Genomic DNA, 25,841 nt, shown 5'->3' on the forward strand with positions numbered 1-25,841 from the left:
CTGTGTTTTACCGCAATGGCTTCAGTATAGTCAACCGGTTGTTTATTAAATAAGCATATCTCAGAATGCTACCGCATAAGCCTTATCCGAACCGCCTTTCTAACCCGCTGAATCTGTAAGCCTATTCAGATTTGTGCAGAAGTGTAAAATTTCGTTTGCTCTTGTACCGCTGTCATCAGGGTGTCACAAGGTGCGAAACGATCACCGTGCTGCTGCATTAAGGCGTTTAATGTATTGACCATTTCCGGGGCACCCAGCGTGTCCATATAACGGAAGGGGCCGCCCAGGAACGGCGGAAAACCAATGCCAAACACGGCGGCAATGTCGCCATCACGCGCGCTGCGAATCACCGCTTCGTTCAGACAGCGTGCGGCCTCATTCAGCATCATCATGACGCAGCGCGTGGCGATTTGCCCTTCACTTTGCCTGGCCTGCGGTTTGATGCCGAGCAGCGTGTAAAGCGACGGATCGGCTTTGCGTTTCATCGGGAAACGTGCGCGCTGATATAAATAGAAGCCTTTGCCGTTTTTACGTCCTTTGCGATCGTCAGCCAAAATCGCCGCGACGGCCTCCGGCGCGCTAAAACGATCGCCATATGCCTGTTGCAGAATCGGGCTGATTTTGCTGCCAACGTCAATCCCCACCTCATCCAGCAACTGCAACGGCCCCACCGGAAAGCCGAACTTCACCAGCGCTCGATCAATATGTTCAATGGGTTCGCCTTCCAGCAGACAACGCATCGCTTCATTTATATAGGGCGCCAGAATACGGTTGACGTAGAAGCCCGGTTTATCCGCCACCACCACGGCGGTTTTACCCTGCTGGCGCGCCAGCTGCACGGTAGTCGCCAGGGTTGCTGCCGAGGTGGTGGCATGCGGGATCACCTCCACCAGCGGCATTTTGTCTACCGGACTGAAGAAATGCAGACCGATCACGTTCTCCGGGCGCTGGGCTTTGGCAGCAATGTCGCCAATCGGCAGCGATGAGGTGTTAGAAGCAAAAATGGTATGCGGCTGACAATGGCTTTCAATTTCTGCCACCATCTGCTGCTTCAACGCCAGATCTTCAAATACCGCCTCAATCACCAGGTCTCGCCGGGCAAAGCCCTGATAATCCTGCGTTCCGCTGATTAACGCCATCTGTTGCTGACGTTGGGCCGCCTTGATCTGGCGGCGTTTCAGGCGCTGCGTCAGGCGATCCCAGCTATATTGGAACGCATGATTAATGCCGCTGAGGTTAATATCGCGAATACGTACCGGCAATCCGGCATTCAACGCCGTGACGCTGGCGATACCACCGCCCATCAGCCCGCCACCGAGCACGCCGATATGCTGAAGCTCGCGCGGTTCAGCATCAGCAAAGGCTTCTTTCTTTATCGCCGTGGAGGCAAAGAATAAACTGCGCAGCGCGACCGATTCGCGGGTCATCGCCAGTTGTCCAAAGGCACGCGCTTCTGCTTCATGACCGGCGCTGCTACCTTGCTCCAGCCCGGTACGCACCACCTGTAAAATACGCGCGACAGCCGGATAGTTGCCGTGGGTTTTGCTGTCGGTCTGACGTTTTGCCAGCGCGAACACCACCTGTCGAGCAATTGGCCCTTGCAACAGTCGATCACGGCATGGCAGCGTTCGCAGCGTCTTTTTCCCCTTCAGCACTCGCGCAATGGCGGTTTCCAGCAGAATGGATTGCGGGACCGCGTCATCAACCAGCCCCAGCTTTAACGCCTGCTTCGCCCGCAGTTGTTTCCCGGTCAGGATCAACGGCAGTGCCTGCTGAAGACCAATTAACCGTGGCAAACGTTGCGTACCGCCAGAACCGGGCAGCAATCCCAACTGGACTTCCGGCAGACCCAGACGGGTTTTGTCATCCAGCGAGCAGATACGTGCATCACAGGCCAGCGCCAACTCCAGCCCGCCCCCCAGGCAGGCACCGTGAATCGCCGCCACGACAGGAAACGGCAGCGCCGCAATGGCCGCCATCACTTCTTGTCCTTGCCGTGCCAGCGCTTCGGCGTCATCCGCCGTCTGACAGCGGTCAATCATGCTGATATCCGCGCCAGCGATAAAGTTGTCACGTTTACCGGAGATCAACACCAGCCCGACCAGCTCGGGATCGCGGCGGGCTTCTGCCAGCACCGCCTGAATTTGCGGCACAAATTCAGCTTTCAGAGTGTTCATCTTCTCGCCCGGTACATCAATGGTGATCACGCCAATGTGATCGAGGCGCATATGCAGGTGGAACGCAGAATCATGCATTATTCGGCCTCCAGTACCATTGCGGTGCCTAAGCCACCCGCTGCACAGGCGGTCACCAGTCCCAGCCCGCCACCGCGTCGCCGTAATTCCTGTAACGTCTGGGTGATCATCCGCGCTCCGGTGGCGGCGAAGGGATGACCATAGGCGATCGATCCCCCCAGCACGTTAAAACGTTCTTCATTCACCTCACCGAGCGCATGCGGGCGATTTAACACCTCGCGCGCAAAGCGTTCATCATTAAACATTTTCAAATTTGCCAGGGTTTGTGCGGCGAAAGCTTCATGCATATCAATCAGGGTCAGGTCGTTGAGGCCAATACCGGCACGCTCCAGCGCCAAAGGCGAGGCATAGGCCGGTCCCAGCAACATATCCTGCCAGACATCAATGGCGCTAAACGCGTAGCTGCGCAGATACCCAAGCGGAGTGATGCCCAACTCACGCGCACGCCCTTCACGCATCAGAATCACGGCGGCTGCACCGTCGGTGAGCGGCGTGCTGTTGGCGGCGGTTACTGTACCATGCTGACGGTCAAACGCCGGACGCAGCCGCGCATAGTCAGCAGCGCTGGCGTTAAAACGGACGTTGTTATCCTGCTCGATCGGGGCTTTCCACGGCGGCACAAAGGCAGGCATCACTTCCTGCGCCAGCACACCAGATTGCCAGGCACGCGCCGCACGCTGATGTGAACGCAGGGCTAACGCATCCTGCTGCTCGCGGGTGATGCCGTGCGTTTTCGCCATCTGCTCGGCGGTGTCTCCCATGCGCAGTCCGGTGGAATACTCAGCCACCGCCGGTGGCACCGGCAACAGGTCACGCGGGCGCAGGCGACGTAAAATTTGCAGTTTCTGGCTGAAGCGACGCGCTTTGTTCAGATCAACCAGCGCGCGCGCCAGGGTTTTACTGACGCCAATCGGCAATACCGAAGAGGAATCCGCGCCGCCAGCGATAGCGGCATCGATGCTACCCGCCATCAGACTTTCCGCCACATTTGCCACTGCCTGAAAACTGGTGGCACAGGCCCGGCTGACGCTGTACGCATCGGTATGCACGCTCAATCCACTACTCAACACGATTTCACGGGCGATATTGGGTGCTTCCGGCATTTGCACCACCTGGCCGAACACCAGTTGGTCGATAACCTCCACCGGCAATTCGCTGCGGGCCATTAATTCGCTCACCACCATCCGTCCCAGCTCCAGCGCCGGGATACCATGAAAATCACTCGCCTGGCGGGCAAAGGGGGTACGGAGTCCGTGGGTTATGGCGATGCGTTCGCCCTGACGCGTCAGCAGCGGCTGCGCTTTGCTCATTGCCTGTCACCTGTGCTATTCGACCGGGGCGTCATTGCCCAAAGAGGTCTGACCTGATCATCAGTGTTAACCAGGAGCGCGTAAGTCGCCAATATGCAGAGGAAAAAAGTGCGAGGAGAAACACGAAATTAACAAACACTGCCGGAACCCAGTCCGGCAGTTGGGGGGATTAGCGCAGACCGAGCTGGAAGATCAGGGATTCTGCCTGACAGGCGAAGATGAAATCGATATTCAGGCGCACGCCTTCGGCTTCATTCTCCAGTTGGGGGCGGATATCGCACGGCTCGGATTCAACCTGACGCGCCCGCTCACTCAGGTGCTTCAGCATCGCTTCAGCCGCATGGCGGTCGGCAAACAATCCAGACCAGCTGGCAGTGCAATCGGTGTTGTCGACAACAGTCCCCACATCAACGCAGCAGCAGGCTGCGGTTTCGTTGGCGCTGCATTTATTAATGGCATCAGTCATGGCTTTCTCCTGACGATAAAACAGACAAAAAGGAATTTTTTCTGCCACAAAGTGTACGCCTGAAGCCTTACCGTCGCCACGCTCAACCTGCTAAGTGACGAATATCACACTAAAAATTGATCCAAAACAAATTTGACTCTCTATGCTGGAACGTAACGGCAAGGATTTTGTTAAGCAGATCTGATTTTATCGATCAAATTGGAAATATTTTAAAAACATTATTGCAACAAATACACAGGTCCGACCTATACTCGTCGCACTGGTCTGATATGTGTCTCTGTCGTCAGTCCCTACAATCCGCCGTCCCTTGTTACGCGATGTAACAACGTTTAATAATAATTGATGAGGTTGTGGTCATGAACCATAAGAACCTGTTTGCAAAGTCAGCTGTGGCAGCTGCAGTCGCGCTCGTCTCTTCTCATGTTTACGCTGCTGGCTTTCAACTTAATGAATTTTCAGCAATCGGATTAGGCCGTGCCTATTCAGGTGAAGGCGCAATGGGTGATACCGCCGCCTCCGCCAGCCGCAACCCTGCAACCATGGCGTTGATGGACCGCCCCGAATTTTCAATTGGTGCGGTGTATATCGACCCGGATGTGAATATTAGCGGTACCAGCCCAACGGGCCGTAGCCTCGATGCCAAAAACATCGCCCCGAACCAGTGGATTCCCAATATCCACTATGTGCACCCGATTAACGATCAGTGGTGGGTGGGGGCTTCGGTCACCTCTAACTATGGCCTGGCGACAGAATTTAATAACGGTTACACCGCAGGCGCTTACGGCGGTACTACCGATTTAACCACCGGTAATTTTAATATCAGCACCGCTTATCGCCTGAATGAACATTTCAGTTTTGGTATCGGTTTTGATGCGGTGTATGCCAAAGCGAAAATCGAACGTTACGCCGGTGAATCTGGTGCTGCGCTAGGTCTTCCGGCTAATACCCAAATTGCCCATTTGAAAGGCGACGAATGGGGCTATGGCTGGAACGCTGGTATCCTGTATGAAGTGGATAAAAACAACCGCTTCGGCTTTACCTATCGTTCTGAAGTGAAAATCGACTTTGATGGCGATTACAAAAGTGACCTGCCGACCTCTGTTAACGCCATTAACCAGGCGATGGGTTTAGGTCTGCCGTATGCCACAGGGGGATCGACGATCCCGGGTTCACTGACACTCAATCTGCCAGAAATGTGGGAAGTGTCTGGCTGGCATAAAGTTGCGCCACAATGGGCGGTGCACTATAGCCTGACCTACACCAGCTGGAGCCAGTTCCAGGAGCTGAAAGCCACCAACAATGGTCAGACCCTGTTCTATAAAGATGAAGGCTTCCACGACGCCTATCGTATCGCGCTGGGTACCACCTATTTCTACGACGATAACTGGACCTTCCGTGGCGGTATCGCCTTTGATGACAGCCCGGTACCAGCAGATAAACGCTCTATCTCGATCCCGGACCAGGACCGTCTGTGGCTGAGCGCCGGTGCGTCCTATGCGTTCAACAAGGATGCGTCAGTTGATATTGGTATTTCCTACATGCACGGCCAGAACGTAACGATTAAAGAAGGTAACTACACCTTTAGATCGGAAGGGAAAGCGATGCTGTACGCGGCGGGCTTTAACTATAAGTTCTGATGAATACGGGTGCGCGTAAAAACACACCCGGATCGTAGCGGCGGGATTTATCGCGCCGCTACAAATAAGAAGGCGGCTAAATCAGCCGCCTTCTTTTCATTTATTCCGCATCAATCTCATTGAGATCGCCCTGAATCGCTTTGGCGTTCGGGTTTTCTTCTGGCTTCAGCTTACCGCCACGGGCAAGGAAATCATTACGCTGGAAATAGGCGTTGCGGATAAACGCATAAGGATCCTGTTGCTGACGCAGAATCGCATCGCTATCCAGCAACTGCGCACGGGTTTCCACCCCTTCCAGCGTCCATTTACCTATCGACATTGGCCAGGTCAGCCAACCCAGCACTGGATAAAGGGTATCAACATAGTCCCCGCCATCCTGACGCAGGGTAAAACTACCGTAAGCAGGCAGTTCCACATAAGGTCCATAACCGACGCCATAACGCCCCAGCGTACTACCAAAACGGTGCGGCTCTTCACGCGCCAGCTCAGGGTTAGCTTTGCCCGCTACGTCGATAAAACCACCCAATCCTAACGTCGAGTTCAGGAAGAAACGGGTGAAATGGATCATCGCACGACGCGGCTCGCCGGTCAGGAAGGCGTTAACCATACTCGCCGGTTCATCAAGGTTACTGAGCACATTGCTGATCCCAGTACGCGCAGGCACCGGCACATAATCGCGCCAGGCCACCGCCACCGGACGCACGACATACGGATCCAGCACGTTGTAGTTGAAATTAAACATCGTGCGGTTAAAGCCTTCAAACGGATCGCTGCGCTGCGCAGGTTGATCGTTGTCAGCCGGTTTGGAGCTGGCGCATCCCACCAGCAATACACTGGCCAGCGCCAGACCGGTCAGGCGGTAATTCATATTCTCTCCCTGTGCGTGCAGTTTTAGGGTGTATCGCTTCAGGGCTGCTGCTGATTAATCTCTACAGCCAGTTGCTGATGACCGTCCCAGGGCGTCACTGCGCTTAAACCAAACCAGTCTCCAGACTGCGGATTGGCGCTACCATCGCGCGAGACACGCACCCGGACCTGCACCTGATGCTGCGCCGACAATAAACGGTCTGGCATCATAGCGTTACTGTCATCCAGCGTGAGCGATAACGGGAAGTGGCTGAGCGGTAAACGCTTCACTGCCACAGGCACCGGTGATACACCGTCAGTCACAGAAATATACAACACTCCGCCTTGCGGTAACATTTTTTCTGCCTGGGGCGTTAAACTTACCGCCAATGCCAGGTGGCTATTTTGCTGTCCCGCATCGGTTTTTGCTTGTTCAATGCTGCGCTCGATCATCGCAATACGATGGTCCCCCGCCGGTAACAATTTCAGCATCGTCTGCCAGGCACCAATCGCCTCATCATATTGCTGCTGCTCAAAAGCGTTGAACGCCAGCAAACTCAGGGTACGGACATTGCTGTGATCGCGCTTCAGCAGGTCACGCAGCAACATGCTGGCCTGACGATTATCCTGTGGATCGCTGGAGCGCGTCAGCACTTCTGCGTAATCCTGTTGCAGTTCCAGATTATTCGGAGCCAGTTGCAACGCACGTTCGAATGCCTGACTGGCATCGGTGGCGTTATTCAGCACCATGCCAAGTCGGCCCAACATGGTCCAGTCATTGAGGTTTTGCGGATCGGATTGCAGCGAGGTACGCAGCCCAAGTTGCAGACGCGCCAGTTCTTCCATCGTCAACGGTTTCGCCTGCGGATCCATCACGCGCGCACGTAACGCCGGATATTCTTGTTGTACCGAGGTCCAGCCCGCCAGTTGCGCCAATCCACCGGTTTTCAGGTACATGCCCAGTGAAACCACGATCAACAAACCGACACCGGGGAGCAGGACCCAGCGGCTGCTTTGATGGCTGCGCACCTCATCCTGTTGCGGCACATCGGTCAGCAACGTTTGTTGCAGCTCGCGTACCATCTCTGGTCGCTCCGCCACCACACCTTCATCTTCATCACGCTCCAGCTCGCGCAGGCGCTGCTGATAAAAGTCGGTGTTCAGACGATCGCGATCGCCATTACTCGCCACACGCTGACGCCAGCCTGCGCTGAGAAACAACGCTGTGGCTGCCGCCAGTAAAATTATCAGGGTAATCCAGAATCCACTCATTACGGCTTCCCGTCACGCTTCAGAATCGCCGCAAGGCGTTGTTGTTCGTTGTCATCCAGTTCGCTGCGCGTTTTACGCTGGCGACTGCGCAGGATAATGATCAGGCCACCGAGCACCACAAACAGAGCCGGGCCGACCCACAGGATCAGGGTTGATGGCGTCACCGGCGGTTCGTAAGTGACGAAATTGCCATAACGCGCCACCATATAATCAATGATTTGCTGGCGGCTCTGCCCCTGCTTCATCAGTTCATAAACTTTGAGACGCATATCCGCAGCAATCATCGCGTTGGAGTCAGCGATGCTGTTGTTCTGGCATTTCGGGCAGCGTAGCGAACCGGTCAGATCGCGATACTGCTCCTCCTGCTGCACCGAATCGAACTGGTAAGTATCAATCGCCGCCCACAGGCTGGTGCTCAACAACACGCCTGCGAGCAAAAGAAGCAGCCGTTTCACGCCCCTGCCCCCTTGCTGTATTTATCCCACAGCGGTTTCACTTCCTGCTGCCAGACACGTTCGTTCATATCACCGGCATGGCGATAACGAATAATGCCTTTGCCATCAATCAGGAAGGTTTCTGGCGCACCGTAGACGCCGAGATCCAGACCCAGCATGCCATCACCGTCATACAGGCTCAGCGCATAAGGATTCCCCAGCGTATTCAGCCAGGTCACCGCTTTGGTGCGATCGTCTTTATAGTTGAGACCCACCACGCGAATGCCTTTTTCCGCCAGCGTGTTGAGATATTCGTGCTCCGCGCGGCAGGTCGGACACCAGGTAGCCCAGACGTTCAGCAAAATCGGTTTGCCATCGGTCAGCACCTGTTGGTCGTATATTTTGCCTGGTTTGTCGAGCGCTTCGAGTTTGAACACCGGCACCGGTTTGCCAATCAGCGCCGACTCCAGCAACGTCGGATCGTCGCCATTGGCATTGCGCGTCAACTGCCACAGCAGCGCCGCCGCCAGCAGCAGAAACAACACCAGCGGGATAAAAAGGATTTTCTTGTTCATGCCTGCTCCTCCCGTTGCGCTTTTTTGCGCGAACGATAACGCGGATCGAGCAGACACAGCAGGCCACCCACCGCCATAAACACGCCGCCGAACCAGATCCAGCGCACGAAAGGTTTGTAGTAAATCCGCACTGCCCAGGAGCCGTCATCCAGCTCTTCGCCCAACGCCGCATAGAGATCGCGGGTAAAGCCACCGCTGATCGCCGCTTCGGTCATCATGGTACGCGCGGCCGTGTAGAAGCGTTTCTCCGCGTGCAGCACCGCTTCCGGCTTACCGTTGCGGGTCACGTCGATAATTGCCACGCCACCGCTGTAGTTCGGCCCTTGCAGGTTATGCACGTCACGGAAGATGAAGTGATAATTGTGGATATCAATATTATCGCCCGACTTCATCCGCACATCGCGCTCGACGCTGTACTGGGTACTGAAGGCAATACCAATCACCGTCACTGCCACGCCGAGATGACCAAGCACCATACCCCAATGGCTGCGCGTCAGATGGCGCAAGCCTTTAAAGAAAGTATGACGATGGGTAGCGCGTTCGTGTAGCTCCATTAATGTCAGCAGGATCACCCAGATCGACATCAGCAAGCCAATCACCGTCATCGCTTCAATACGATCTTGCAACAACCACGGCAGCGCGATGGAGAGGATCAGCGTCACCAGCAAGGCGATGCCGAGACGTTTCCACAGTTTCTGCGGCTCATCACGTCGCCAGCGCACCAACGGACCGATGCCGAGCATCAGCGCGAACGGCGCCATCAGCCAGGTGAACATGGTATTAAAGAAAGGTTCGCCGACCGAAATGCTGCCCAGCCCCAGTTGCTTATGCACCAGCGGCAGCAGGGTACCGAGCAGAACCACCAGCATGGCGGCAATCAACAGTACGTTGTTACCCAGCAGGAACGATTCGCGTGACCAGGCTTCGTTTTGCACCCGGCTGCGTACCTGACCGCCTTTAATTGCGTACAGCAACAGCGAGCTACCAATCACGATCACCAGGAAAGCGAGAATAAACATGCCGCGCGCCGGATCGGAGGCAAACGAGTGCACCGATACCAGCACGCCGGAACGCACGAGGAAGGTGCCGAGCAAGCTCAGCGAGAATGCGGTAATCGCCAGCAGCACCGTCCAGGATTTGAAGCTGCCGCGCTTTTCCGTTACCGCCAGCGAGTGCATCAACGCTGTGCCTGCCAGCCACGGCATAAAGGAAGCATTTTCGACCGGGTCCCAGAACCACCAGCCACCCCAGCCGAGCTCGTAATATGCCCAGGCCGAACCCAGCACGATGCCGATGGTCAGAAACACCCAGGCGGCCGTAGTCCACGGACGTGACCAGCGCGCCCAGGCGGTATCGAGACGCCCCGCCATCAGTGAGGCGATGGCAAACGCAAAGGCAACGGAGAAGCCGACATAGCCCATATACAGTAGCGGCGGATGGAAGATCAGGCCGATATCCTGCAACATCGGATTGAGGTCACTGCCGTCAATCGGGAAGTTGGGTAACGTGCGGGTAAACGGGTTGGAGGTCAGGGTGATAAACAGCAGGAAGCCGAGGTTGATCATCCCCATCACCGACAGCACGCGCGCTAGCGCATCCTGCGGCATGCCGCGACTGAAAATCGCCACCGCCAACGTCCAACTACTCAACAGCAGCACCCACAACAGCAGGGAACCTTCGTGCGCGCCCCATGTCGCGGCGATGCGATAATAAACCGGCAGCAAGGTGTTGGAGTTGGTTGCGACGTAAGCCACGGTAAAATCGTTCACGATAAACGCGTGCACCAACAGCAAAAACGCCGCTGCGATACAGGCAAACATCCCGACCGTCAGCGGGCGCGCCAACGCCATTAAACGTGCATCCTGACGCACCGCGCCCCATAGCGGATAAATACTTAACAGCAGCGCCAGTCCCAGCGCCAGGCAGAGCAGAAAACTGCCAATTTCTGGCATCATGATTGGGCACCTGCCTGCTGATAGTTGGCCGCAGGTCCTGTGTGATTTTTCTTCATCGCGTCCTGAATTTCCGGCGGCGTATATTTTTCATCGTGCTTCGCCAGCACTTCTTTGGCATTCACCAGGTTGCCGTCCTCCAGCACCCCTTGTGCCACCACGCCCTGCCCTTCGCGGAACAGGTCCGGCAGAATGCCTTCATAGCTGACGCTCACCACGCCGTTGGCGTCATACAGTTTGAATGAGACAGCGAGGGTTTTGGGATCGCGCTTGACGCTTCCCGGCATCACCATGCCACCAACGCGTAAACGCTGGCCTGGCTCGGGTTTCTGGTGATTTTCGCCCTTGCCGTACAGAATTTCGCTCGGGGTGTAGAACAGATCGATGTTGGAACGCAGCGCATACATCACCAGCGTAGTGGCAAGGCCCAAGCCCACCAACACCGCTACCACCACATACAGGCGGTTACGACGACGGATATTCACACAGATTCTCCTGCCGCTTCACTGGCGGCTTTTTTCGATTTAGCCGCACGGATGCGACGCTCCCTGGATTGACGCTGGCGAATTTCCGCCAGCAGGCGACGGCGGAACAGCACGGTGTGCAGCACCAGACCGATCAGCGGAATCAGCGTGAAGACCACGGCGAGCCAGACATAAAAGGCATAGCCGCCCATGGCAAAGAAATCCTGCCAGGAAGAGAAAGCTGGCGTCATGATTTGCGCCCTCCCTGTGCGACCTCAATCGCCCAGGGACGATGACGTTCAGTAAACAAAATCATATTGCGCAGACGCATCAGCGTCAGCGAGATGAATACCAGCAGATAACCGAGGATCGCCCAACGCAGCGGGGTACGCATGCTCGGCGCAATCGCCTGTTGCAGAATGCCGGACGACCCCTGATGCAGGGTGTTCCACCACTGCACCGAGAAGTGAATAATCGGCAGGTTAATCACACCAACCAGAATTAAAATTCCAGCAGCACGACCGGCAGTGCGACGGTCGTCAAAGGCGTGATAGAGGGCGATGACACCCATATAAAGGAACAGCAATACCAGTTCAGACGTCAGGCGGGCATCCCAAATCCACCAGGTGCCCCACATCGGCTTGCCCCAGGCGGAACCCGTGACCAGCGCGATAAAGGTGAACACAGCGCCAACCGGTGCCATCGCTGCCGATACCAGGTCAGCCATTTTCATCTGCCACACCAGACCGATAAACGCGGCAATCGCCATTGAGGCATAGACGCCCATTGACCACATCGCTGCCGGTACATGGATGTACATGATGCGGAAGCTATCGCCCTGCTGATAATCCGCCGGCGCAAAACCAAAGCCCCACACCCAACCCAACAACAAGGTGGCGACCCCAAGTACCGCGAACCAGGGAATTAAGCGACCACAAAGCCGATACAGCTTTTCAGGCTTTGCCCACTGGTGTAACCATTTCCACATTTGCATAGCTCACAATATAAGAAGAGAGATTTCGGCATCTCTGTGGATGCACGATTTAATGCAGACTAATACGCAGCGCCGCCGCCGTAGCAAACGGGGACAGCGTAGCGCTGCCTGCCAGCATGGCACCGAGGATCGCCAGATAACCGCCAATCGGCAGGCCCTGTCCGGCGGCATCAATCGCTGCGCTGGCAAAAATCAACACCGGGATCGCCAATGGCAATACCAGCAAACTCAATAACACCCCGCCGCGCCGTAAACCCACGGTCAGGCCGGTGCCGATAGCCCCAAGAAAACTCAGGGTTGGCGTTCCCAGCAACAGGGTCAGCGCCATTGCCCGCCACCCGGCAAAGTCGAGCGACAACAGCAGTGCCGCCAGCGGCGACAATAAAATCAACGGCAGTCCGGTAATCAGCCAGTGAGCGATCACTTTGCCCAGAACCGTGACTGGCAATGGCGTTGGCAGTAACAACAGCTGCTCCAGCGAACCGTCCAGAAAGTCATCGCGAAACAGACGCTCCAGCGCCAGTAACGACGCCAGCAACGCAGCCACCCAGGCGATACCGGGGGCAATGCGTGCCAGTTGCTGCGGATCAGGGCCAATACCCAGCGGGAACAGCGTAATGACAATCAGGAAAAACCACAGCGGGTTAATCACTTCCGCACCACTGCGGAAGGCAATTTTCAGCTCACGCTGAATCACACGGCCCAGCATCATGCCCACTCCGATACCAGACGAATTTTACGAACCCGCTCTGCGCTGTCTGGCAAATCCTGATGGGTGGTTAAAATCACCGCGCCTCCGTTATCGGCATGCTGCGCAAAACGCGCCATCAATTTTTCCACGCCAGCTTTGTCGATGGCCGTCAACGGCTCATCAAGAATCCACAAGGTTGCCGGACTGAGCCACAGGCGAGCCAATGCAACGCGTCGCTGCTGACCAGCAGAAAGCTGTGCCACTGGCACCTCTTCATACCCCAGCAAATCCACCTGCTCCAGTGCCTGGAAAATCGCGTCACTGTGGCTGTCGCCATGCCAGAAATGCAAATTCTCTAACGGTGAGAGTACCGATTTCACTCCCGGGTAATGGCCCAGATAAAGCAGATTTTGATGCCATATTTCCCGCTGCTGACGAATCGGCTGCGCCTGCCACAGCACGTCACCCTCTTCCGCCCGGCTCAATCCGGCCAGCAAGCGCAGTAGTGAAGTTTTACCTGCGCCATTTGGCCCCTCAATTTGCACGATGTCGCCTGCTTCGACACGAAAGCTCAGCCCGTTGAACAGGGTACGCTCATCGCGAACGCATGCGAGATTAATGACTTCGAGCATAAAAGGGGGAATCGCGGCAATGAAATTAGGCCGGGATAATACCACAATGAATCTGTGGGCCGTAGTCTGTGAGCCATGTCACACCTACCCCAAACGGGGTAAACGGGTGGTTCAGATCAAAAAATCGTTCAAAAAACCATCACAGTTAAAATCTTGTTACTCTTAATTTGAATCCACGTAACAAATCAAGCTTGCGCAAAACGGCTACGCTTATTACGCAATGGCATTATCACCGGAGGAAAATATGAAGCGTTCGCCATCGGTTTCTCAAGCGAGTAATGACGTTGAAAGCGAAGAAAAAACGCAAGGCACAGAGATTGAAGTCGATGAGGAGGCGTTACCCTCACGAGCCGCTGCCATCCATGAAGAGATACGTCAGGACGGGGAAAAGGAACTAGAGCGTGACGGTATGGCGCTGCTGTGGTCAGCGATCGCAGCCGGGATGTCGATGGGCGCCTCTCTGATGGCGAAGGGGATTTTCCAGGTCCATCTGGAGGGCGTACCTGGGGGATTTTTACTGGAAAATCTTGGCTATACCTTTGGTTTTGTTATCGTAATTATGGCGCGTCAGCAGTTGTTCACTGAAAACACCGTGACAGCTGTGCTGCCCGTAATGCACAAACCCACGTCAGGGAATATTTTGCTGCTACTGCGCTTCTGGGGGCTGGTGCTGTCGGGTAATTTGATCGGGACGGCACTGGGTGCGCTGGCGTTTAATTATATGCCGATCTTTGATGAGGCAACCCGTCAGGCTTTCACCGTGATCAGTGAAAAAGTGATGGCAAACCCGCCGGGAGAGATGTTCGCTAATGCGGTGATTTCCGGCTGGATCATTGCCACCATGGTATGGATGTTTCCCTATGCCGGTGCCGCGAAAATCGTGGTGATCGTGATGATGACCTGGCTGGTGGCGCTTGGTGACTTAGCCCACATCGTAGTTGGTTCGGTGGAGGTGCTGTATCTGGTGTTTGCCGGCCGTATTCCCTGGCATGAATTCCTCTGGCCATTCGCCCTGCCGACGTTGCTTGGCAATATTACCGGCGGAACGCTGATTTTTGCTTTGATCAGCCATGCGCAGATTCGCAACGATATGAGCGAGGCGGCAAAAGCCAAAGCCCGTGCCGAGCAAAAACGCCAGGCGAAGTGTGAGAAATCACGCTAATTTGTTGAGATATTAAGCAAACGGGAAACAGGCGGTTAAATTTGCGTAGCTGCTGGGGTATACTGCGCGCCGACGTTCCCTTAGTTAAATGGATATAACGAGCCCCTCCTAAGGGCTAGTTGCAGGTTCGATCCCTGCAGGGAACGCCATGTCAGGTGTTACCCCTTCAAAACAACCAACGCGCCAGCGCCAGAGACACTCCGGCAATCGCAGCCATGCTCGCCATCAACCATTTTGCTTGTTTACCGATTTCCTCAAGTTGCAGAACGATCTCAACGGGTGACAGATCTCACCCCTGCGTCTGTCGCCACGCCGAAGGCGTCACCCCATGTAACTGGCGGAACCGGTTACTGAAGTGACTGGAGGAGTGGAAACCGCAGCGCAGTGCAATTTCGGTCAGCGGTAACGCCGTGTGCCTGAGCAAGGTCAGGGCTTCGTCCATGCGACGGCGCATCACATATTGGTGTGGTGCCTCCCCGACGCTGGCGCGGAACATGCGCGCGAAATGGAACTCACTCAACGCCGCCTCAACCGCGAGGTGTGCCAGCGTGAGCGGTTGATCCAGATGCGCATCGATATAAGCCAGAATACGACGTAGCACTACCGGGGCCAGCCCACCACGTACCTGCGGTGCTTGCCATTGCACATCGCTGTAATGCTGCAACAAATGCGTCATTAATAACGTTGATGCGCTGCTGAGCATCAACTGGTTGGCAGGTTGTTGCCAGTCGGTGCTGAGCAGGAAATGACGATAGAGTTGAGTGATGCGATCATCCGCCGAGAATACCTTCTCATGCAAATTAAGCCGAGCCGGACTGCGATCCCAGATTTGTTCAGCCATCTGGCGCAGGTGTTGATCGGTGCAGTAAAGATGCACAAACGACAGGTCTGCACGAATATCCCACACCGATTCGGTGCCGGAAGGCATCAGACAAAAACGATCAGGGCCACCGCCATTACGCCAACCATGCTGGGTTTTGTGCCAGGTATCATAACCATCCGCAGTGTAGAGGCTGAGGGTGTGGTGATTACTCAGATTGGTCACGCGATCGCCGCTGTTGAACCAGGCTGCCAGCTTGATGCCGCTGCTTAGCTGCACGCTGTCACGCAGCTGCGCTTTATGGCGCTGAAGCATAGTAAAAGTCTGGTAATCAGGCATGGTCAACATCACTCGCTGGGTAATAGCGCTTAGTTTACGGATTCAGACGGACAGAAAACAGGCCACATTGGGACGCAGAGGTAAAAAGCGCAAGATTTTGCAATTGCGACGCAAGAGAATGCAAGCCAACCACCACAAGGGACGTCACACTCGCCGCAAATCTGTTGTGGAGAGAGCATATGAACCTGGTGTTATATCTGGCGGTGGTTTTAATCTGGGGCACCACCTGGATAGCAATTTTTTTACAGCAGGAAGCCGCTGATACGCCGGTCCTGGTGGCGGTGTTCTGGCGCTTTTTGCTGGCTTCGTTGGTGATGCTGGTGGTACTGAAACTGATTCGTCGCCTGAAAAAACTGGATGCGCAGGATCACCTGTTCTGTGTTTTGCAGGGTTGTTGTGTGTTTGGCTTCAATTTCGTCTGTTTTTATCATGCCGCAGCATGGATTAGCAGTGGTCTGGAGTCGGTGATTTTTTCGATGGCGGTGCTTTATAATGCCCTGAATAGCTGGATCTTCTTCCGTCAGCGTCCCCCCTTTCGTCTGTTACCTGCCGCGATTCTCGGGTTAGGTGGCATCGTTGCGCTGTTCTGGGGCGATATCCGCGCTGCGCATCCAGCGCCACAATTGTTGTGGGGTGTGGGTTTGAGCGCGCTTGGCACGCTGGGGTTCTCCTTTGGCAATATGATTTCGACGCGCCACCAGCGTCGTCAGCGTGATGTCCTGACCACCAACAGCTATGCAATGCTTTATGGCGCGCTGATCATGGCGGTGCTGGCTACGCTAAACGGTGATTCACTGGCCCCGGCACTCAATCTGCAATGGTTGGGTTCCATGAGCTATCTGGCGATTTTTGGTTCGGTACTGGGATTTGGTGCCTATTTCACCCTGGTGGGACGAATCGGGGCCAGTCAGGCCGCCTACAGCACGCTACTGTTCCCGCTGGTGGCGTTAACGTTATCCACCCTGTATGAAGGTTATCAATGGCATAGCAACGCGATTGTCGGCCTGGTGATGATTCTGGCGGGAAATATGGTGATGTTCCTACGCTGGCCGACCGCAAAACGCCTGCGTCTGGCCTGATGCACGAGAGCGGGCATTGCGCCCGCTCTCTGGTCCTCTTAGCGCCAGCCCTGCACGCCGATATTGAGCTGGTGAGGTTGATTGATCGCTTTTCTGGCGATCCAGTAAAGCAGTATGCGCTCATCGTCTCTGTCGCGATCGGCCATTGCCAGTAGTTTCAACGACAGCGTGGATTTATTCACTGGTTGATGTTCATCGCTTAACTCGATCACCGCCTGACCGATGATGCAGCAAACTTCATCCTCACTCGACGCGGATTCATATGCTCGGTCTTTCATATTTCCTCCTGTGTGGTGAGCTTTAAGCATGGCAAAATTTTATTAGTTTGCAGCCCATACGCGGCCTGAGACGCATCTGGTTACACATCATCACCTGATGCAACAACCTTTCACGCGCTGACACGCAATGCGTGCTAGCAAGTAGCGCAATGCCATTCATACCGGTTTCACTGCATTTCATTCCGTCGCTACAGCCTCTCACGCCCTTTCTCCCCACGCATACGCGCGAGCGGATTACCATCGCTTCAGTTTCCGAATTCCCGGATGGGAGAGAAAAATATGCAAACCACCACATCAAATTATCAACGCACCCGCTGGCTCACCCTGGCTGGCACCATTTTGACTCAATTTGCGTTAGGTTCGGTCTACACCTGGAGCCTGTTTAACGGCCAACTGGCGCATAAGCTTGATGCCCCGGTCAGTCAGGTCGCGTTCTCGTTTGGTTTACTGAGCCTCGGACTGGCGATTGCTTCATCGCTGGCCGGTAAATTACAGGAACGCTTCGGCGTACGTAATGTCACCATTGGTGCCGGTGTATTGATGGCGCTGGGTTTCTGGTTAACCGCCCATGCGGATAACCTGATGATGCTGTACCTCAGCGCAGGGGTACTGGTCGGGCTGGCTGATGGTGCCGGTTATCTGATGACCTTATCCAACTGCGTCAAATGGTTCCCGGAACGTAAAGGGGTGATCTCCGCCTGTGCCATCGGTGCCTACGGTTTGGGTAGCCTGGGCTTTAAATTTATCTGCGGCGCGCTGCTCAGCAGCCAGGGGCTGGAAAACACCTTCGTGATTTGGGGGGTGCTGGCAATGACCATGATCATCCTCGGCTCACTGCTGATGCGTGATGCACCGGTCCAGCAGAGCAGCAGCACCTCCGCCGTGCAAAGCAAAGATTACACGCTGGCGCAGTCCATCCGTTTACCACAATACTGGATGCTGGCGCTGATGTTCCTCACTGCCTGCATGAGCGGTTTGTATGTGATTGGCGTGGCGAAAGATATTGGCGAGGGTCTGGTTCATCTCAGCACACAAACTGCGGCGAATGCGGTGACGGTGATTGCTATCGCTAACCTGAGTGGTCGTCTGGTGCTGGGTGTGCTGTCCGATAAAATGGCGCGTATCCGGGTGATTTCGCTGGCACAGGTGGTTTCACTGGCAGGGATGAGCATTTTGCTTTTCACCCACATGAATGAATCCACCTTCTTTATTTCCCTGGCCTGCGTGGCATTCAGCTTTGGCGGCACCATCACCGTCTTCCCGTCACTGGTCAGCGATTTCTTCGGCCTGAACAACCTGACCAAAAACTACGGCCTGATTTATCTGGGTTTTGGTATCGGTAGCGTGCTGGGATCACTGGTGGCATCGGTGTTTGGTGGCTTCACTATCACCTTCAGCCTGATTATGACCTTGCTGGTGATTTCATTGTTCCTGTCACTCAGCATCCGCCTGCCGCAACGCCACAATGTACAGGAGCCGGTGCTGCATCGCAGTTAAGTCTCCAGGCCATGCCGTGCTTCCGGGCACGGCATGTTTTTATCCTTTAAATAACGGCTCCGCTATTCCCGCCACGTCCACCTCCACAGCAAAAATATCGCCCGACTGCGGGTAACGTGTCAGCTCCTCGGCGGTTCGATGTTCACGCGATGAGGTGATATACAGGGTTTTCAAATCAGCACCGCCAAACGCGACCATAGTCGGCCAGCGCACCGGCAGCATAATCTCATCGACGATCTCCGCTGTCAGCGGATCAATACGCACCACCCGGCCACCGTCAAATAGCGCAGACCAGTAGTAACCTTCGCTGTCCACCGCAGCACCATCCGGCAATCCCCCTTTGGCATCAAACTGACGAAAACGCTGACGCTCACCAGGTTCGCCGTTTTGGACATTCAGTGGGTAGCGATACAGCACTTCATTGGGGGTATCGCTGTGATACATCCATTGGCGATCCGGTGAGAACGCCAGACCGTTGGAAATTTTCACGTCCTCAGCCATCACCGCTAATACACCATCAGGGGTAACGCGGCACAGTAGCCCACCATTTTTATCCTGTGGCTCCCACAGGCTGCCGCACCAGAAATTCCCCCAGGGGTCGACACGCCCGTCGTTGAAGCGACTCTTCGCTGCAACCCCCGGATTATCTGCCAGCTTACGCTGGGGTTTACCCTGTTGATCCAGCAGCCAGACGCCACTGCGCAGCGCCGCAATTAAGCCGCCCTGCTCACGCAGCCCGATACAACCCACCTCTTCCTGTTGAGGAAACGTATGCAACTCACCACTGACGGGATCGAAACGATGAATGGCAGGTGCCAGAATATCCACACACCACAGCACCTGTTCGCGTGTTGACCATAAAGGACACTCAGCCAACTCTGCCTGCAAGGCCAGTACATTTCTCACTTCACGCGCCATGATTGCTCCTTATTTATGCTGTCCCGACTGTAACCTGTATTTCAGAAACCTGCGCGATAAATCGCACCGCTAGCGTCATCTATTTTAACTGAGAACAGATATTATTTAGACTTGCTTTTCAGACTAATCGCGTTATTATCATCAGGCATTCAGCTTATTCCGATTGGTTTATATTCCTTCCTGACAACCCCCCCTGTAAATTGAAATATTTAGAAATAGATCCAGAAATAACTCTACATTCGCTGCATCTTCGCTCCACTTTTCCACTGTAATCTGGCCTCATTGGAAAAGAGGAGGACTCTCCATGAAAAAACTAATTAAAGTTGCGTCTGTCGTTGCCGTCGTTGCCATGCTGAGTGGTTGTATTATTGATGGTGGTCACGGACGTGGACCTGGCTGGGGACCGCCACATGGAGGCTGGCACGGTGGCTGGCATCATGGGCCAGGACCTGGCAGACACTGGTAATCGGGCAAAGCTAACACACAGCAAATAATAAAAAAGAAAAAGGGCGGGAAAATTTCCCGCCCTTCTTTTTTAACTTTTCACTGCGTAATTGCATTGATACCAGGCTTTCTTTAGTCCTGGAATATGACTATCCTGGGCGGGTAACGCTTCAACTTTATCAAATCCACGCTTGCTGCAATATTCAGCCAAATCTACTGCCATGGCATCTTTATTAAATGTCTGCGGATCGTAACGATACTGCACAGTATTTGAGCTGGGATCTTCATCTACACGCTCAAATCCTCCTGGGTGACTGACACTACAGCCAGACAATAATAACAGCGCGATGGCACCCATTAACCCATTTTTCATTGTGATGTCCTCATTTAGCACCGCAGTGTAAAAAGCAGCGCTGCGTCTGGCTATAGGAATGGGGAGCGAAATATCTGAACAAAGAAAAGATTTTACCAATTAAATTAATAAAACCAAACGGCTATTCTTATCACTTCTGCAGTGACATACTTTTCTCAGACAAAACGAAGTCCACGCCACACCAGGTGAATAACGTAAGAGACTGACTGATTGTGACCTTATTGCCCGTGCTGAGCGGGCTTTTTTTTTGCCCGCTATCCGGTAAGACTGACCATTTTACGCAGAAGATTCGCCGCTTGTTTGTCAGGCAATGCGAGAATGCCGTTGTAGAGGTCAATCGACATCGCGCACATCGCCGAACGATCGACCGTGGTATCCGCAGGCATATTAAGTTGTTGCAGACGGTCACCCCATTTGCTGTACAGCGTCTCCACCACTTTCTGCAAATCACGCTGCGCCGCCTGATTATCCAGCGGTTGCTCATCTCCGGTACTTTGCGCCAGCAATTCGTCCAATGCCTGCGCATCACGCTGATTCAGTTGTGGTGGCAACAATTGCTGTAAATTGACACCGCCATTCACCTGCGGGTAAAGAAACCGGAAGCAGCTTTGTGCATTATGTTGTTGCAGCGCCTGCATCTCCTCGACGGAAACGCGAATGTAATTGAGGATGGCGGTATCACTGGCACGGACCAGACGTTGATTCACTAAATCGAATAGCCAGCCACGCATCTCGCCCAGCGCTTCTTCCGGTGGCACCCCGGCCAGACGTTTATGCAGCAACTCACGATTCAGTAGCTGCCACAACACGGGTTCCTGGGTTTTCAATAGCCGATAACCCGGTGCCTCGCTGAGTTGATTAGCGACTTCAGTCGCCAGCGCCTGCCGCTGCTGGCGTGGATGCAGCCAGCTAAACCACAGCAGATTGGCCAGCAACACCGGTAACAGAAAGAGCAGCACACCCTGCCAGAGACGCAATGCGGTGGTACGCATCAGCACAATAATGATCAGCGCCAGCAGCCCAAATGCCACCAGCGTAATAATGAAAAGCGAGAGCATGGAGCGGTTATTAATCCTTACGTACGTCAATCAGAACCGGACAGTTGGCGCGTTCAATCACGGCGGCGCTGACCGAGCCTTTCAGCAGGCGGTTGAACGGCGAAAGATGGCGTCGTCCCATGATAATCATGCTGGCCTGCACGGCAGCCGACTGGGCAACAATCGTTTCCGCTGCCTCCCCGGCCAGAATCACCCCTTTTGCTGTCACCCCGGCGCGCATAATCGGTGCCAGCGCATGGCGCACCACCATTTCAGCGGTATTTTGTTCATCCTTTGCCACCAGAAAATCATCCGGATCTTCACCGGCATCAATCTCAATCGGCTGGTTGCAGGAAGAATAGGCCGGGTCGATGCAGCACAGCACCACTACCTGCGCCTGGTGCGCAAGCGCCTGTTCAATCGTCAGGGCGATCACTTTCTCCGCCACTGGAGAGTTATCAATGGCCATCAACAAGGTTTTCATCTGCGGTTATCCTTCAACAGCGGTCATTTTGCCAATTTCGCGGGTCAGCGCCTCTTTACACTTCAGGATTTCCTCACAATAACGCGCCTCGTGTTTACGAAAACGCGCTGTCGGCACCAGCAGTGAAATAGAGAAGCGGCCAAATAAAGTGTCGATCGCCACCGCCATGGTTGAGATGCCCTCCAGCGTCTCACCACGATCGTAGGAGAAGCCGGTTTTGCGCACTTCACCAATCAACTCCAGCAACTGCGGCAGCGTTTTGATGGTCATCTCCGTCAGCTCTTTGTAGGCTTCGCCGACAATCACCCTGACATCTTCATCGCTCTCCAGCGCCAGTAAGGCGCGACCGCCCGAGGTGCTGTAGAGCGGCAGATTCAGCCCCATGCGCGGCACCACACGCAGTTCGCGTGACGCTACCACATAATGGACGATAGCCAGTTGGGTACCACTGGCGCGTGCCAGTGAGACAGTTTCATTCGTCTCTGCGGAAAGTCGTTCAAGAAAAGGACGCACCACTTCAACCACGTCACTGTGCACGCTGGAGATCAGCTTCAGCAGCGCCGGACCGAGGCGTAATCCGCCTGCGCCACTGCTGCGTACCAGTTGCGCATTATCCAACGCGGCGACAATACGTTGCACCGTCGAACGGGGTAAATCCACCGCCTGAGCAATCTCCCCCAGGCTCATACCGCCGGGATGCTCACCCAATGCATTTAGAATTTTTGCCGCGCGGGCGATGACCTGAATGCCGCCCGCTTTTTCATCCTCACGGCAGGAGGGAAGTTCAACCATAGTGCGATCCTTTGTGGCCTGCCCTACTTTAGCGCGATTAACCGCACTTTTACACCCTGTATCACATTGCAATACAACATACCGGGATGTAATATGCGAGCTGTATCACATCGCAATACACTGCATCAACATAACGAGAAACCTGCTATGAATGCCCAGCCCGCAGCGGCCCCGGCACCCCATCCTTTTACCCTGCGCCTTGCGCTCGGTCTGGTGGGTGTGCTGATTGCCGCCCTGACCGCCGGTTTAAACGATCGCGTCACCGATATTGCTCTGGCGGATATCCGTGCGGCCATTGGCATCAGTTACGATCAGGGTAGCTGGATCATTTCTGCTTACCAGGCCGCCGAAGTGGCTGCCATGATGATTGCGCCCTGGTTTGCTGTCACCTTCTCGCTGCGCCGTTTTGCGCTTACCGTCTCGGTTGGCTTCATGATCACCGGCATTCTGCTGCCGCTGCTGCCCAATGCCACCTTATTTATCACCCTACGCGTTATCCAGGGGCTGTTTGGTGGCGCTCTGCCCCCGTTACTGATGACGGTCGCGCTACGTTTCTTGCCTCCGCCGATCAAACTTTATGGCCTTGGTGCTTACGCGCTGACAGCGACCTTCGGCCCCAATCTTGCCGCCTCGTTGGCCGCCTTCTGGACCGACGACGTCAGTTGGATGTTCGTGTTCTGGCAAGTGGTGCCCGCTATGCTGGTAGCCATGCTGCTGATTGGCTGGGGCCTGCCCCAGGACCCACTGCGTTTCGAGCGTTTCCAGCAAATGGATCTGTTCGGCATGCTGACCGGTTGCAGCGGTATCGCGTTGCTGATCCTCGCACTGACACAGGGTGAACGATTGGACTGGCTCAGCTCGCCATTAATCGTCGCGCTATTATTTAGCGCCGCGGCATTGCTGATTGTGTTCTTTATTAATGAATGGTTTCACCCGTTGCCATTGTTCAAGTTGCAGATGCTGCAACGCCACAACCTCGCGCACGGTCTGCTGGCACTGGCTGGGGTACTGATTCTGTCGCTTTCCGGTTCAGCCCTACCCTCGGCTTACTTTGGCCAGATCGAGGGTTTCCGTACCCTGCAATTTGCCCCGTTGGCACTGACGGTGGGTTTACCACAGTTGTTAATCGCACCGTTAATTGCCGCGCTGCTGAATATCCGCTGGATTGACTGCCGCTGGATGCTGACCGCAGGCGTGGCATTGCTGGTGGCCTCCTGCCTGCTCGGGATGCAAATCACCACCGACTGGGGGCGACAAAATTTCTGGCTGATACAAATTTTGCAGGCTTTTGGTCAGCCAATGGTGATTTTGCCGGTGTTGATGAGCGCCACCAGCGTCGTTGCCCCACCGGAAGGTCCTTTTGCCTCCGCGATGTTTAACACCGTGCGCGGCTTTTCCAGCGTCGCTGCCAGTACGCTGGTGGAGTGGTTTATCAGCCACCGCGAACAGTTTCATTCCAATATCCTGGTGGGTAACGCCGCCAGCCGTTCGTGGTTGATGACCGCACCCACCAGCGCACAGGCGAGCAGCAGCTTCCCGCTTTTGCCGGATGGTAGCGCCAGCAGCAGTGAAAACCTGAGCGGTTTCGCCACTTTGCTGAAACATCAGGCGATGGTGCTCAGTTTGAGTGATAGCTATGTGATGCTGATCGGTTTCGCCGCACTGCTTCTGCTGCTCACCGCCTGGCTGCCAAAACGTGTCTGGCCGCCACAAACTCTGATTCAACCTGTTACAAACACGTCGAGATAACTGATATGCGTGCTTTTGCTCTGAAAAGAACGGTGCTGCTGAGCGCCTTACTGCTGGTGTTGCTGATCATGGCCTTTTTCGTCTGGTCGTCGATGACCGGTAATGATCACCGGACGGATGATGCTTACGTCAATGCGGATTACACGCTGGTTGCGCCGAAAGTCTCCGGCTATATCGCCAGCGTTAATGTGCAGGATAACCAGCGCGTCAAAGCGGGTGAACTGCTGGCGACGCTGGACGACCGTGATTATCGCGTCGCGCTGGAAACCGCCAAAGCCAATTTGCAGGTCAGTGAAGCCAAGCGTCTGAGCAGCCAGGCGCAACTGGAGCAACAGCAATCCACCATTGACCAGGCGAAAGCGACACTGGCCGCCAGCCAGGCTTCAGCTCAATATGCCGGTCAGAGCGCGGCGCGTTACGACAGCCTGTATAAAAGTGGCACCATCGCCGCCGATGAGCAGCAAAAAGCCACATCCACTCAGCGCTCCGCTGCCGCCACCGTACGTCAGAGCGAAGCGGCGCTGGCTGCCGCCGTGAAGGAAGTTGGTGTTTTGCAGGCAGCATTGCGTCAGGCAGAAGCGGATGTCACCGCCGCACAAGCCAGCGTCGATCAGGCACAGCTTAATCTGTCCTACACCCGTATCGTCGCCCCGGTCGATGGTATGGTGGGACAACGTTCGGTGCGACTCGGGGCCTATGTTACGGCGGGAACCCGTTTGCTGGCGGTGGTGCCGTTGCAGCAAACCTATATCACCGCCAACTATCTGGAAACGCAGTTGACGGATGTGCGTGAGGGGCAAAAGGTGTTGGTGCGGGTGGATGCCCTGCCGGGCAAGACATTTTCCGGCCATGTTGACAGCATTGCGCCCGCCACGGGAGCAACCTTTTCCGCCATTTCACCCGATAACGCGACAGGCAACTACACCAAGGTGGTGCAACGCCTGCCGGTGAAAATCGTGCTGGATCCCAACCAGGCCGATCTGGCGCAATTACGCGTTGGCATGTCGGCGATCCCGGAAATTGAAGTGCACTAAAAACGTGAGAAATATCTCAGAATGGATCTATTTCTTTTCGGAAAAATTACGCGTAAATTAGCGTTCGATCCTGTTCTGAGTTTGCTCTGAACGACCTGAGATGAAAGCGTGTAGCGGTGATGAACTCCACCTTTCTCTTATTCTGTCGCGTTACGCTGGTCTGGGATCACCATCGTCGTAAACGCTCAGAGGAGTTGTAGTGTGAAATACGCTTTGATGGGAATCTCTTTTTTCCTGTTAATCTGGGTCGGCACCTTCATGCTGATGCTCTAGTATCACCAGGAAGGGGCGACGGGATTGTCGCCCC

Annotated in this window: 28 protein-coding genes and 1 tRNA gene; 9 read left to right on the forward strand and 20 right to left on the reverse strand. The window is 54.9% G+C overall.

Translation table 11 applies throughout. From position 1 onward, the window contains the following. Positions 1 to 125: 125 nt before the first annotated feature. The 3 genes from fadJ to AC6I8R_RS14650 form a co-directional block, all read right to left on the reverse strand. The gene (fadJ, locus tag AC6I8R_RS14640) at positions 126 to 2,255 is read right to left on the reverse strand and encodes a fatty acid oxidation complex subunit alpha FadJ (RefSeq protein ID WP_497832521.1); all 2,130 of its coding nucleotides are present in this window, start codon (positions 2,253 to 2,255) and stop codon (positions 126 to 128) included. Then, positions 2,255 to 3,565, reverse strand: a complete 1,311-nt coding sequence (fadI, locus tag AC6I8R_RS14645; RefSeq protein WP_021185127.1) for an acetyl-CoA C-acyltransferase FadI — start codon at positions 3,563 to 3,565, stop codon at positions 2,255 to 2,257. Before fadI ends, fadJ begins: the two co-directional genes overlap by 1 nt. Before the next feature lie 169 nt (positions 3,566 to 3,734). Then, the gene (locus AC6I8R_RS14650) at positions 3,735 to 4,031 is read right to left on the reverse strand and encodes a YfcZ/YiiS family protein (RefSeq protein WP_208723890.1); all 297 of its coding nucleotides are present in this window, start codon (positions 4,029 to 4,031) and stop codon (positions 3,735 to 3,737) included. Between the two features lie 356 nt (positions 4,032 to 4,387). Here AC6I8R_RS14650 and fadL point away from each other — a divergent pair, with 356 nt between their 5' ends. Beyond that, positions 4,388 to 5,668, forward strand: coding sequence for a long-chain fatty acid transporter FadL (gene fadL, locus AC6I8R_RS14655; RefSeq protein WP_415174128.1), 1,281 nt, complete (start codon positions 4,388 to 4,390; stop codon positions 5,666 to 5,668). A 100-nt stretch (positions 5,669 to 5,768) separates the two neighbouring features. Here fadL and mlaA read toward each other — a convergent pair whose 3' ends face one another. The 10 genes from mlaA to ccmA are packed head-to-tail and all read right to left on the reverse strand — an operon-like array spanning position 5,769 to position 13,528. Continuing rightward, positions 5,769 to 6,536 (reverse strand): phospholipid-binding lipoprotein MlaA, encoded by a 768-nt coding sequence (gene mlaA / locus AC6I8R_RS14660; RefSeq protein WP_021185130.1) that lies wholly within the window; start codon positions 6,534 to 6,536, stop codon positions 5,769 to 5,771. A gap of 38 nt (positions 6,537 to 6,574) precedes the next feature. Further along, on the reverse strand, positions 6,575 to 7,786 hold the full coding sequence (gene ccmI / locus AC6I8R_RS14665; RefSeq protein WP_021185131.1) for a c-type cytochrome biogenesis protein CcmI: 1,212 nt from the start codon (positions 7,784 to 7,786) through the stop codon (positions 6,575 to 6,577). After that, a complete protein-coding gene (locus AC6I8R_RS14670) occupies positions 7,786 to 8,241 on the reverse strand; it encodes a cytochrome c-type biogenesis protein (protein WP_036626831.1) in 456 nt (151 codons plus the stop codon). Before AC6I8R_RS14670 ends, ccmI begins: the two co-directional genes overlap by 1 nt. Next, positions 8,238 to 8,795 (reverse strand): DsbE family thiol:disulfide interchange protein, encoded by a 558-nt coding sequence (locus tag AC6I8R_RS14675; RefSeq protein WP_013509947.1) that lies wholly within the window; start codon positions 8,793 to 8,795, stop codon positions 8,238 to 8,240. Before AC6I8R_RS14675 ends, AC6I8R_RS14670 begins: the two co-directional genes overlap by 4 nt. Beyond that, positions 8,792 to 10,750, reverse strand: coding sequence for a heme lyase CcmF/NrfE family subunit (locus tag AC6I8R_RS14680; RefSeq protein WP_021185132.1), 1,959 nt, complete (start codon positions 10,748 to 10,750; stop codon positions 8,792 to 8,794). The genes AC6I8R_RS14675 and AC6I8R_RS14680 overlap by 4 nt, the downstream gene beginning before the upstream one ends. Next, the gene (ccmE, locus tag AC6I8R_RS14685) at positions 10,747 to 11,232 is read right to left on the reverse strand and encodes a cytochrome c maturation protein CcmE (protein ID WP_021185133.1); all 486 of its coding nucleotides are present in this window, start codon (positions 11,230 to 11,232) and stop codon (positions 10,747 to 10,749) included. The genes AC6I8R_RS14680 and ccmE overlap by 4 nt, the downstream gene beginning before the upstream one ends. Then, positions 11,229 to 11,462: a heme exporter protein CcmD gene (gene ccmD / locus AC6I8R_RS14690; protein ID WP_021185134.1), complete on the reverse strand. Its 234-nt coding sequence runs from the start codon at positions 11,460 to 11,462 to the stop codon at positions 11,229 to 11,231. The genes ccmE and ccmD overlap by 4 nt, the downstream gene beginning before the upstream one ends. Then, a complete protein-coding gene (locus tag AC6I8R_RS14695; RefSeq protein ID WP_036626875.1) occupies positions 11,459 to 12,199 on the reverse strand; it encodes a heme ABC transporter permease in 741 nt (246 codons plus the stop codon). The genes ccmD and AC6I8R_RS14695 overlap by 4 nt, the downstream gene beginning before the upstream one ends. 55 nt (positions 12,200 to 12,254) lie before the next feature. Next, positions 12,255 to 12,914 carry a heme exporter protein CcmB gene (ccmB, locus tag AC6I8R_RS14700; protein ID WP_036626878.1) on the reverse strand — a complete coding sequence of 220 codons (660 nt, stop codon included), beginning with the start codon at positions 12,912 to 12,914 and terminating at the stop codon, positions 12,255 to 12,257. Further along, positions 12,914 to 13,528: a cytochrome c biogenesis heme-transporting ATPase CcmA gene (gene ccmA, locus AC6I8R_RS14705; RefSeq protein WP_497832522.1), complete on the reverse strand. Its 615-nt coding sequence runs from the start codon at positions 13,526 to 13,528 to the stop codon at positions 12,914 to 12,916. The genes ccmB and ccmA overlap by 1 nt, the downstream gene beginning before the upstream one ends. Positions 13,529 to 13,772: 244 nt before the next feature. On the opposite strand from ccmA, the gene AC6I8R_RS14710 reads away from it, so the two are divergent. Next, the gene (locus AC6I8R_RS14710) at positions 13,773 to 14,690 is read left to right on the forward strand and encodes a formate/nitrite transporter family protein (RefSeq protein ID WP_021185137.1); all 918 of its coding nucleotides are present in this window, start codon (positions 13,773 to 13,775) and stop codon (positions 14,688 to 14,690) included. 74 nt (positions 14,691 to 14,764) lie between these two features. Continuing rightward, positions 14,765 to 14,839: transfer RNA gene (locus AC6I8R_RS14715), tRNA-Arg, on the forward strand. A 140-nt stretch (positions 14,840 to 14,979) separates the two neighbouring features. On the opposite strand, the gene AC6I8R_RS14720 is transcribed toward AC6I8R_RS14715, so the two are convergent. Beyond that, positions 14,980 to 15,849, reverse strand: coding sequence for a helix-turn-helix domain-containing protein (locus AC6I8R_RS14720; RefSeq protein ID WP_021186350.1), 870 nt, complete (start codon positions 15,847 to 15,849; stop codon positions 14,980 to 14,982). Between the two features lie 179 nt (positions 15,850 to 16,028). On the opposite strand from AC6I8R_RS14720, the gene AC6I8R_RS14725 reads away from it, so the two are divergent. Next, complete coding sequence (locus AC6I8R_RS14725; RefSeq protein WP_208723885.1) at positions 16,029 to 16,928, forward strand: DMT family transporter; 900 nt, start codon at positions 16,029 to 16,031, stop codon at positions 16,926 to 16,928. A gap of 38 nt (positions 16,929 to 16,966) precedes the next feature. Here the strand turns inward: AC6I8R_RS14725 and AC6I8R_RS14730 are convergent, their stop codons facing one another. Beyond that, positions 16,967 to 17,206 (reverse strand): hypothetical protein, encoded by a 240-nt coding sequence (locus AC6I8R_RS14730; protein ID WP_013509957.1) that lies wholly within the window; start codon positions 17,204 to 17,206, stop codon positions 16,967 to 16,969. 279 nt (positions 17,207 to 17,485) lie between these two features. Here AC6I8R_RS14730 and AC6I8R_RS14735 point away from each other — a divergent pair, with 279 nt between their 5' ends. After that, a complete protein-coding gene (locus tag AC6I8R_RS14735) occupies positions 17,486 to 18,703 on the forward strand; it encodes an L-lactate MFS transporter (RefSeq protein WP_415174930.1) in 1,218 nt (405 codons plus the stop codon). Between the two features lie 39 nt (positions 18,704 to 18,742). On the opposite strand, the gene AC6I8R_RS14740 is transcribed toward AC6I8R_RS14735, so the two are convergent. After that, positions 18,743 to 19,621: an SMP-30/gluconolactonase/LRE family protein gene (locus tag AC6I8R_RS14740; RefSeq protein ID WP_415174929.1), complete on the reverse strand. Its 879-nt coding sequence runs from the start codon at positions 19,619 to 19,621 to the stop codon at positions 18,743 to 18,745. Between the two features lie 304 nt (positions 19,622 to 19,925). Between AC6I8R_RS14740 and AC6I8R_RS14745 the strand changes: the two genes are divergently transcribed. Beyond that, positions 19,926 to 20,087, forward strand: a complete 162-nt coding sequence (locus AC6I8R_RS14745) for a hypothetical protein (RefSeq protein WP_200864702.1) — start codon at positions 19,926 to 19,928, stop codon at positions 20,085 to 20,087. A gap of 69 nt (positions 20,088 to 20,156) precedes the next feature. Here the strand turns inward: AC6I8R_RS14745 and AC6I8R_RS14750 are convergent, their stop codons facing one another. From AC6I8R_RS14750 to AC6I8R_RS14765, 4 genes are all read right to left on the reverse strand, one after another. Beyond that, positions 20,157 to 20,438, reverse strand: a complete 282-nt coding sequence (locus AC6I8R_RS14750; protein WP_021186345.1) for a putative periplasmic lipoprotein — start codon at positions 20,436 to 20,438, stop codon at positions 20,157 to 20,159. 254 nt (positions 20,439 to 20,692) lie between these two features. Beyond that, a complete protein-coding gene (locus tag AC6I8R_RS14755) occupies positions 20,693 to 21,496 on the reverse strand; it encodes a hypothetical protein (RefSeq protein ID WP_415174928.1) in 804 nt (267 codons plus the stop codon). Positions 21,497 to 21,506: 10 nt separating this feature from the next. Next, on the reverse strand, positions 21,507 to 21,959 hold the full coding sequence (locus AC6I8R_RS14760) for a universal stress protein (RefSeq protein ID WP_021186343.1): 453 nt from the start codon (positions 21,957 to 21,959) through the stop codon (positions 21,507 to 21,509). 6 nt (positions 21,960 to 21,965) lie between these two features. Beyond that, positions 21,966 to 22,751 carry an IclR family transcriptional regulator gene (locus AC6I8R_RS14765; protein ID WP_021186342.1) on the reverse strand — a complete coding sequence of 262 codons (786 nt, stop codon included), beginning with the start codon at positions 22,749 to 22,751 and terminating at the stop codon, positions 21,966 to 21,968. Between the two features lie 147 nt (positions 22,752 to 22,898). On the opposite strand from AC6I8R_RS14765, the gene AC6I8R_RS14770 reads away from it, so the two are divergent. From AC6I8R_RS14770 to ypdK, 3 genes are all read left to right on the forward strand, one after another. Next, positions 22,899 to 24,500 carry an MFS transporter gene (locus tag AC6I8R_RS14770; RefSeq protein ID WP_415174937.1) on the forward strand — a complete coding sequence of 534 codons (1,602 nt, stop codon included), beginning with the start codon at positions 22,899 to 22,901 and terminating at the stop codon, positions 24,498 to 24,500. Between the two features lie 5 nt (positions 24,501 to 24,505). Next, the gene (locus AC6I8R_RS14775) at positions 24,506 to 25,534 is read left to right on the forward strand and encodes an HlyD family secretion protein (RefSeq protein WP_021186340.1); all 1,029 of its coding nucleotides are present in this window, start codon (positions 24,506 to 24,508) and stop codon (positions 25,532 to 25,534) included. A gap of 201 nt (positions 25,535 to 25,735) precedes the next feature. Next, on the forward strand, positions 25,736 to 25,807 hold the full coding sequence (gene ypdK, locus AC6I8R_RS14780) for a membrane protein YpdK (RefSeq protein WP_150105822.1): 72 nt from the start codon (positions 25,736 to 25,738) through the stop codon (positions 25,805 to 25,807). Positions 25,808 to 25,841: the final 34 nt, after the last annotated feature.

The sequence above is a fragment of the Pantoea sp. X-Soil-OKNW-713 genome, assembly GCF_059730685.1.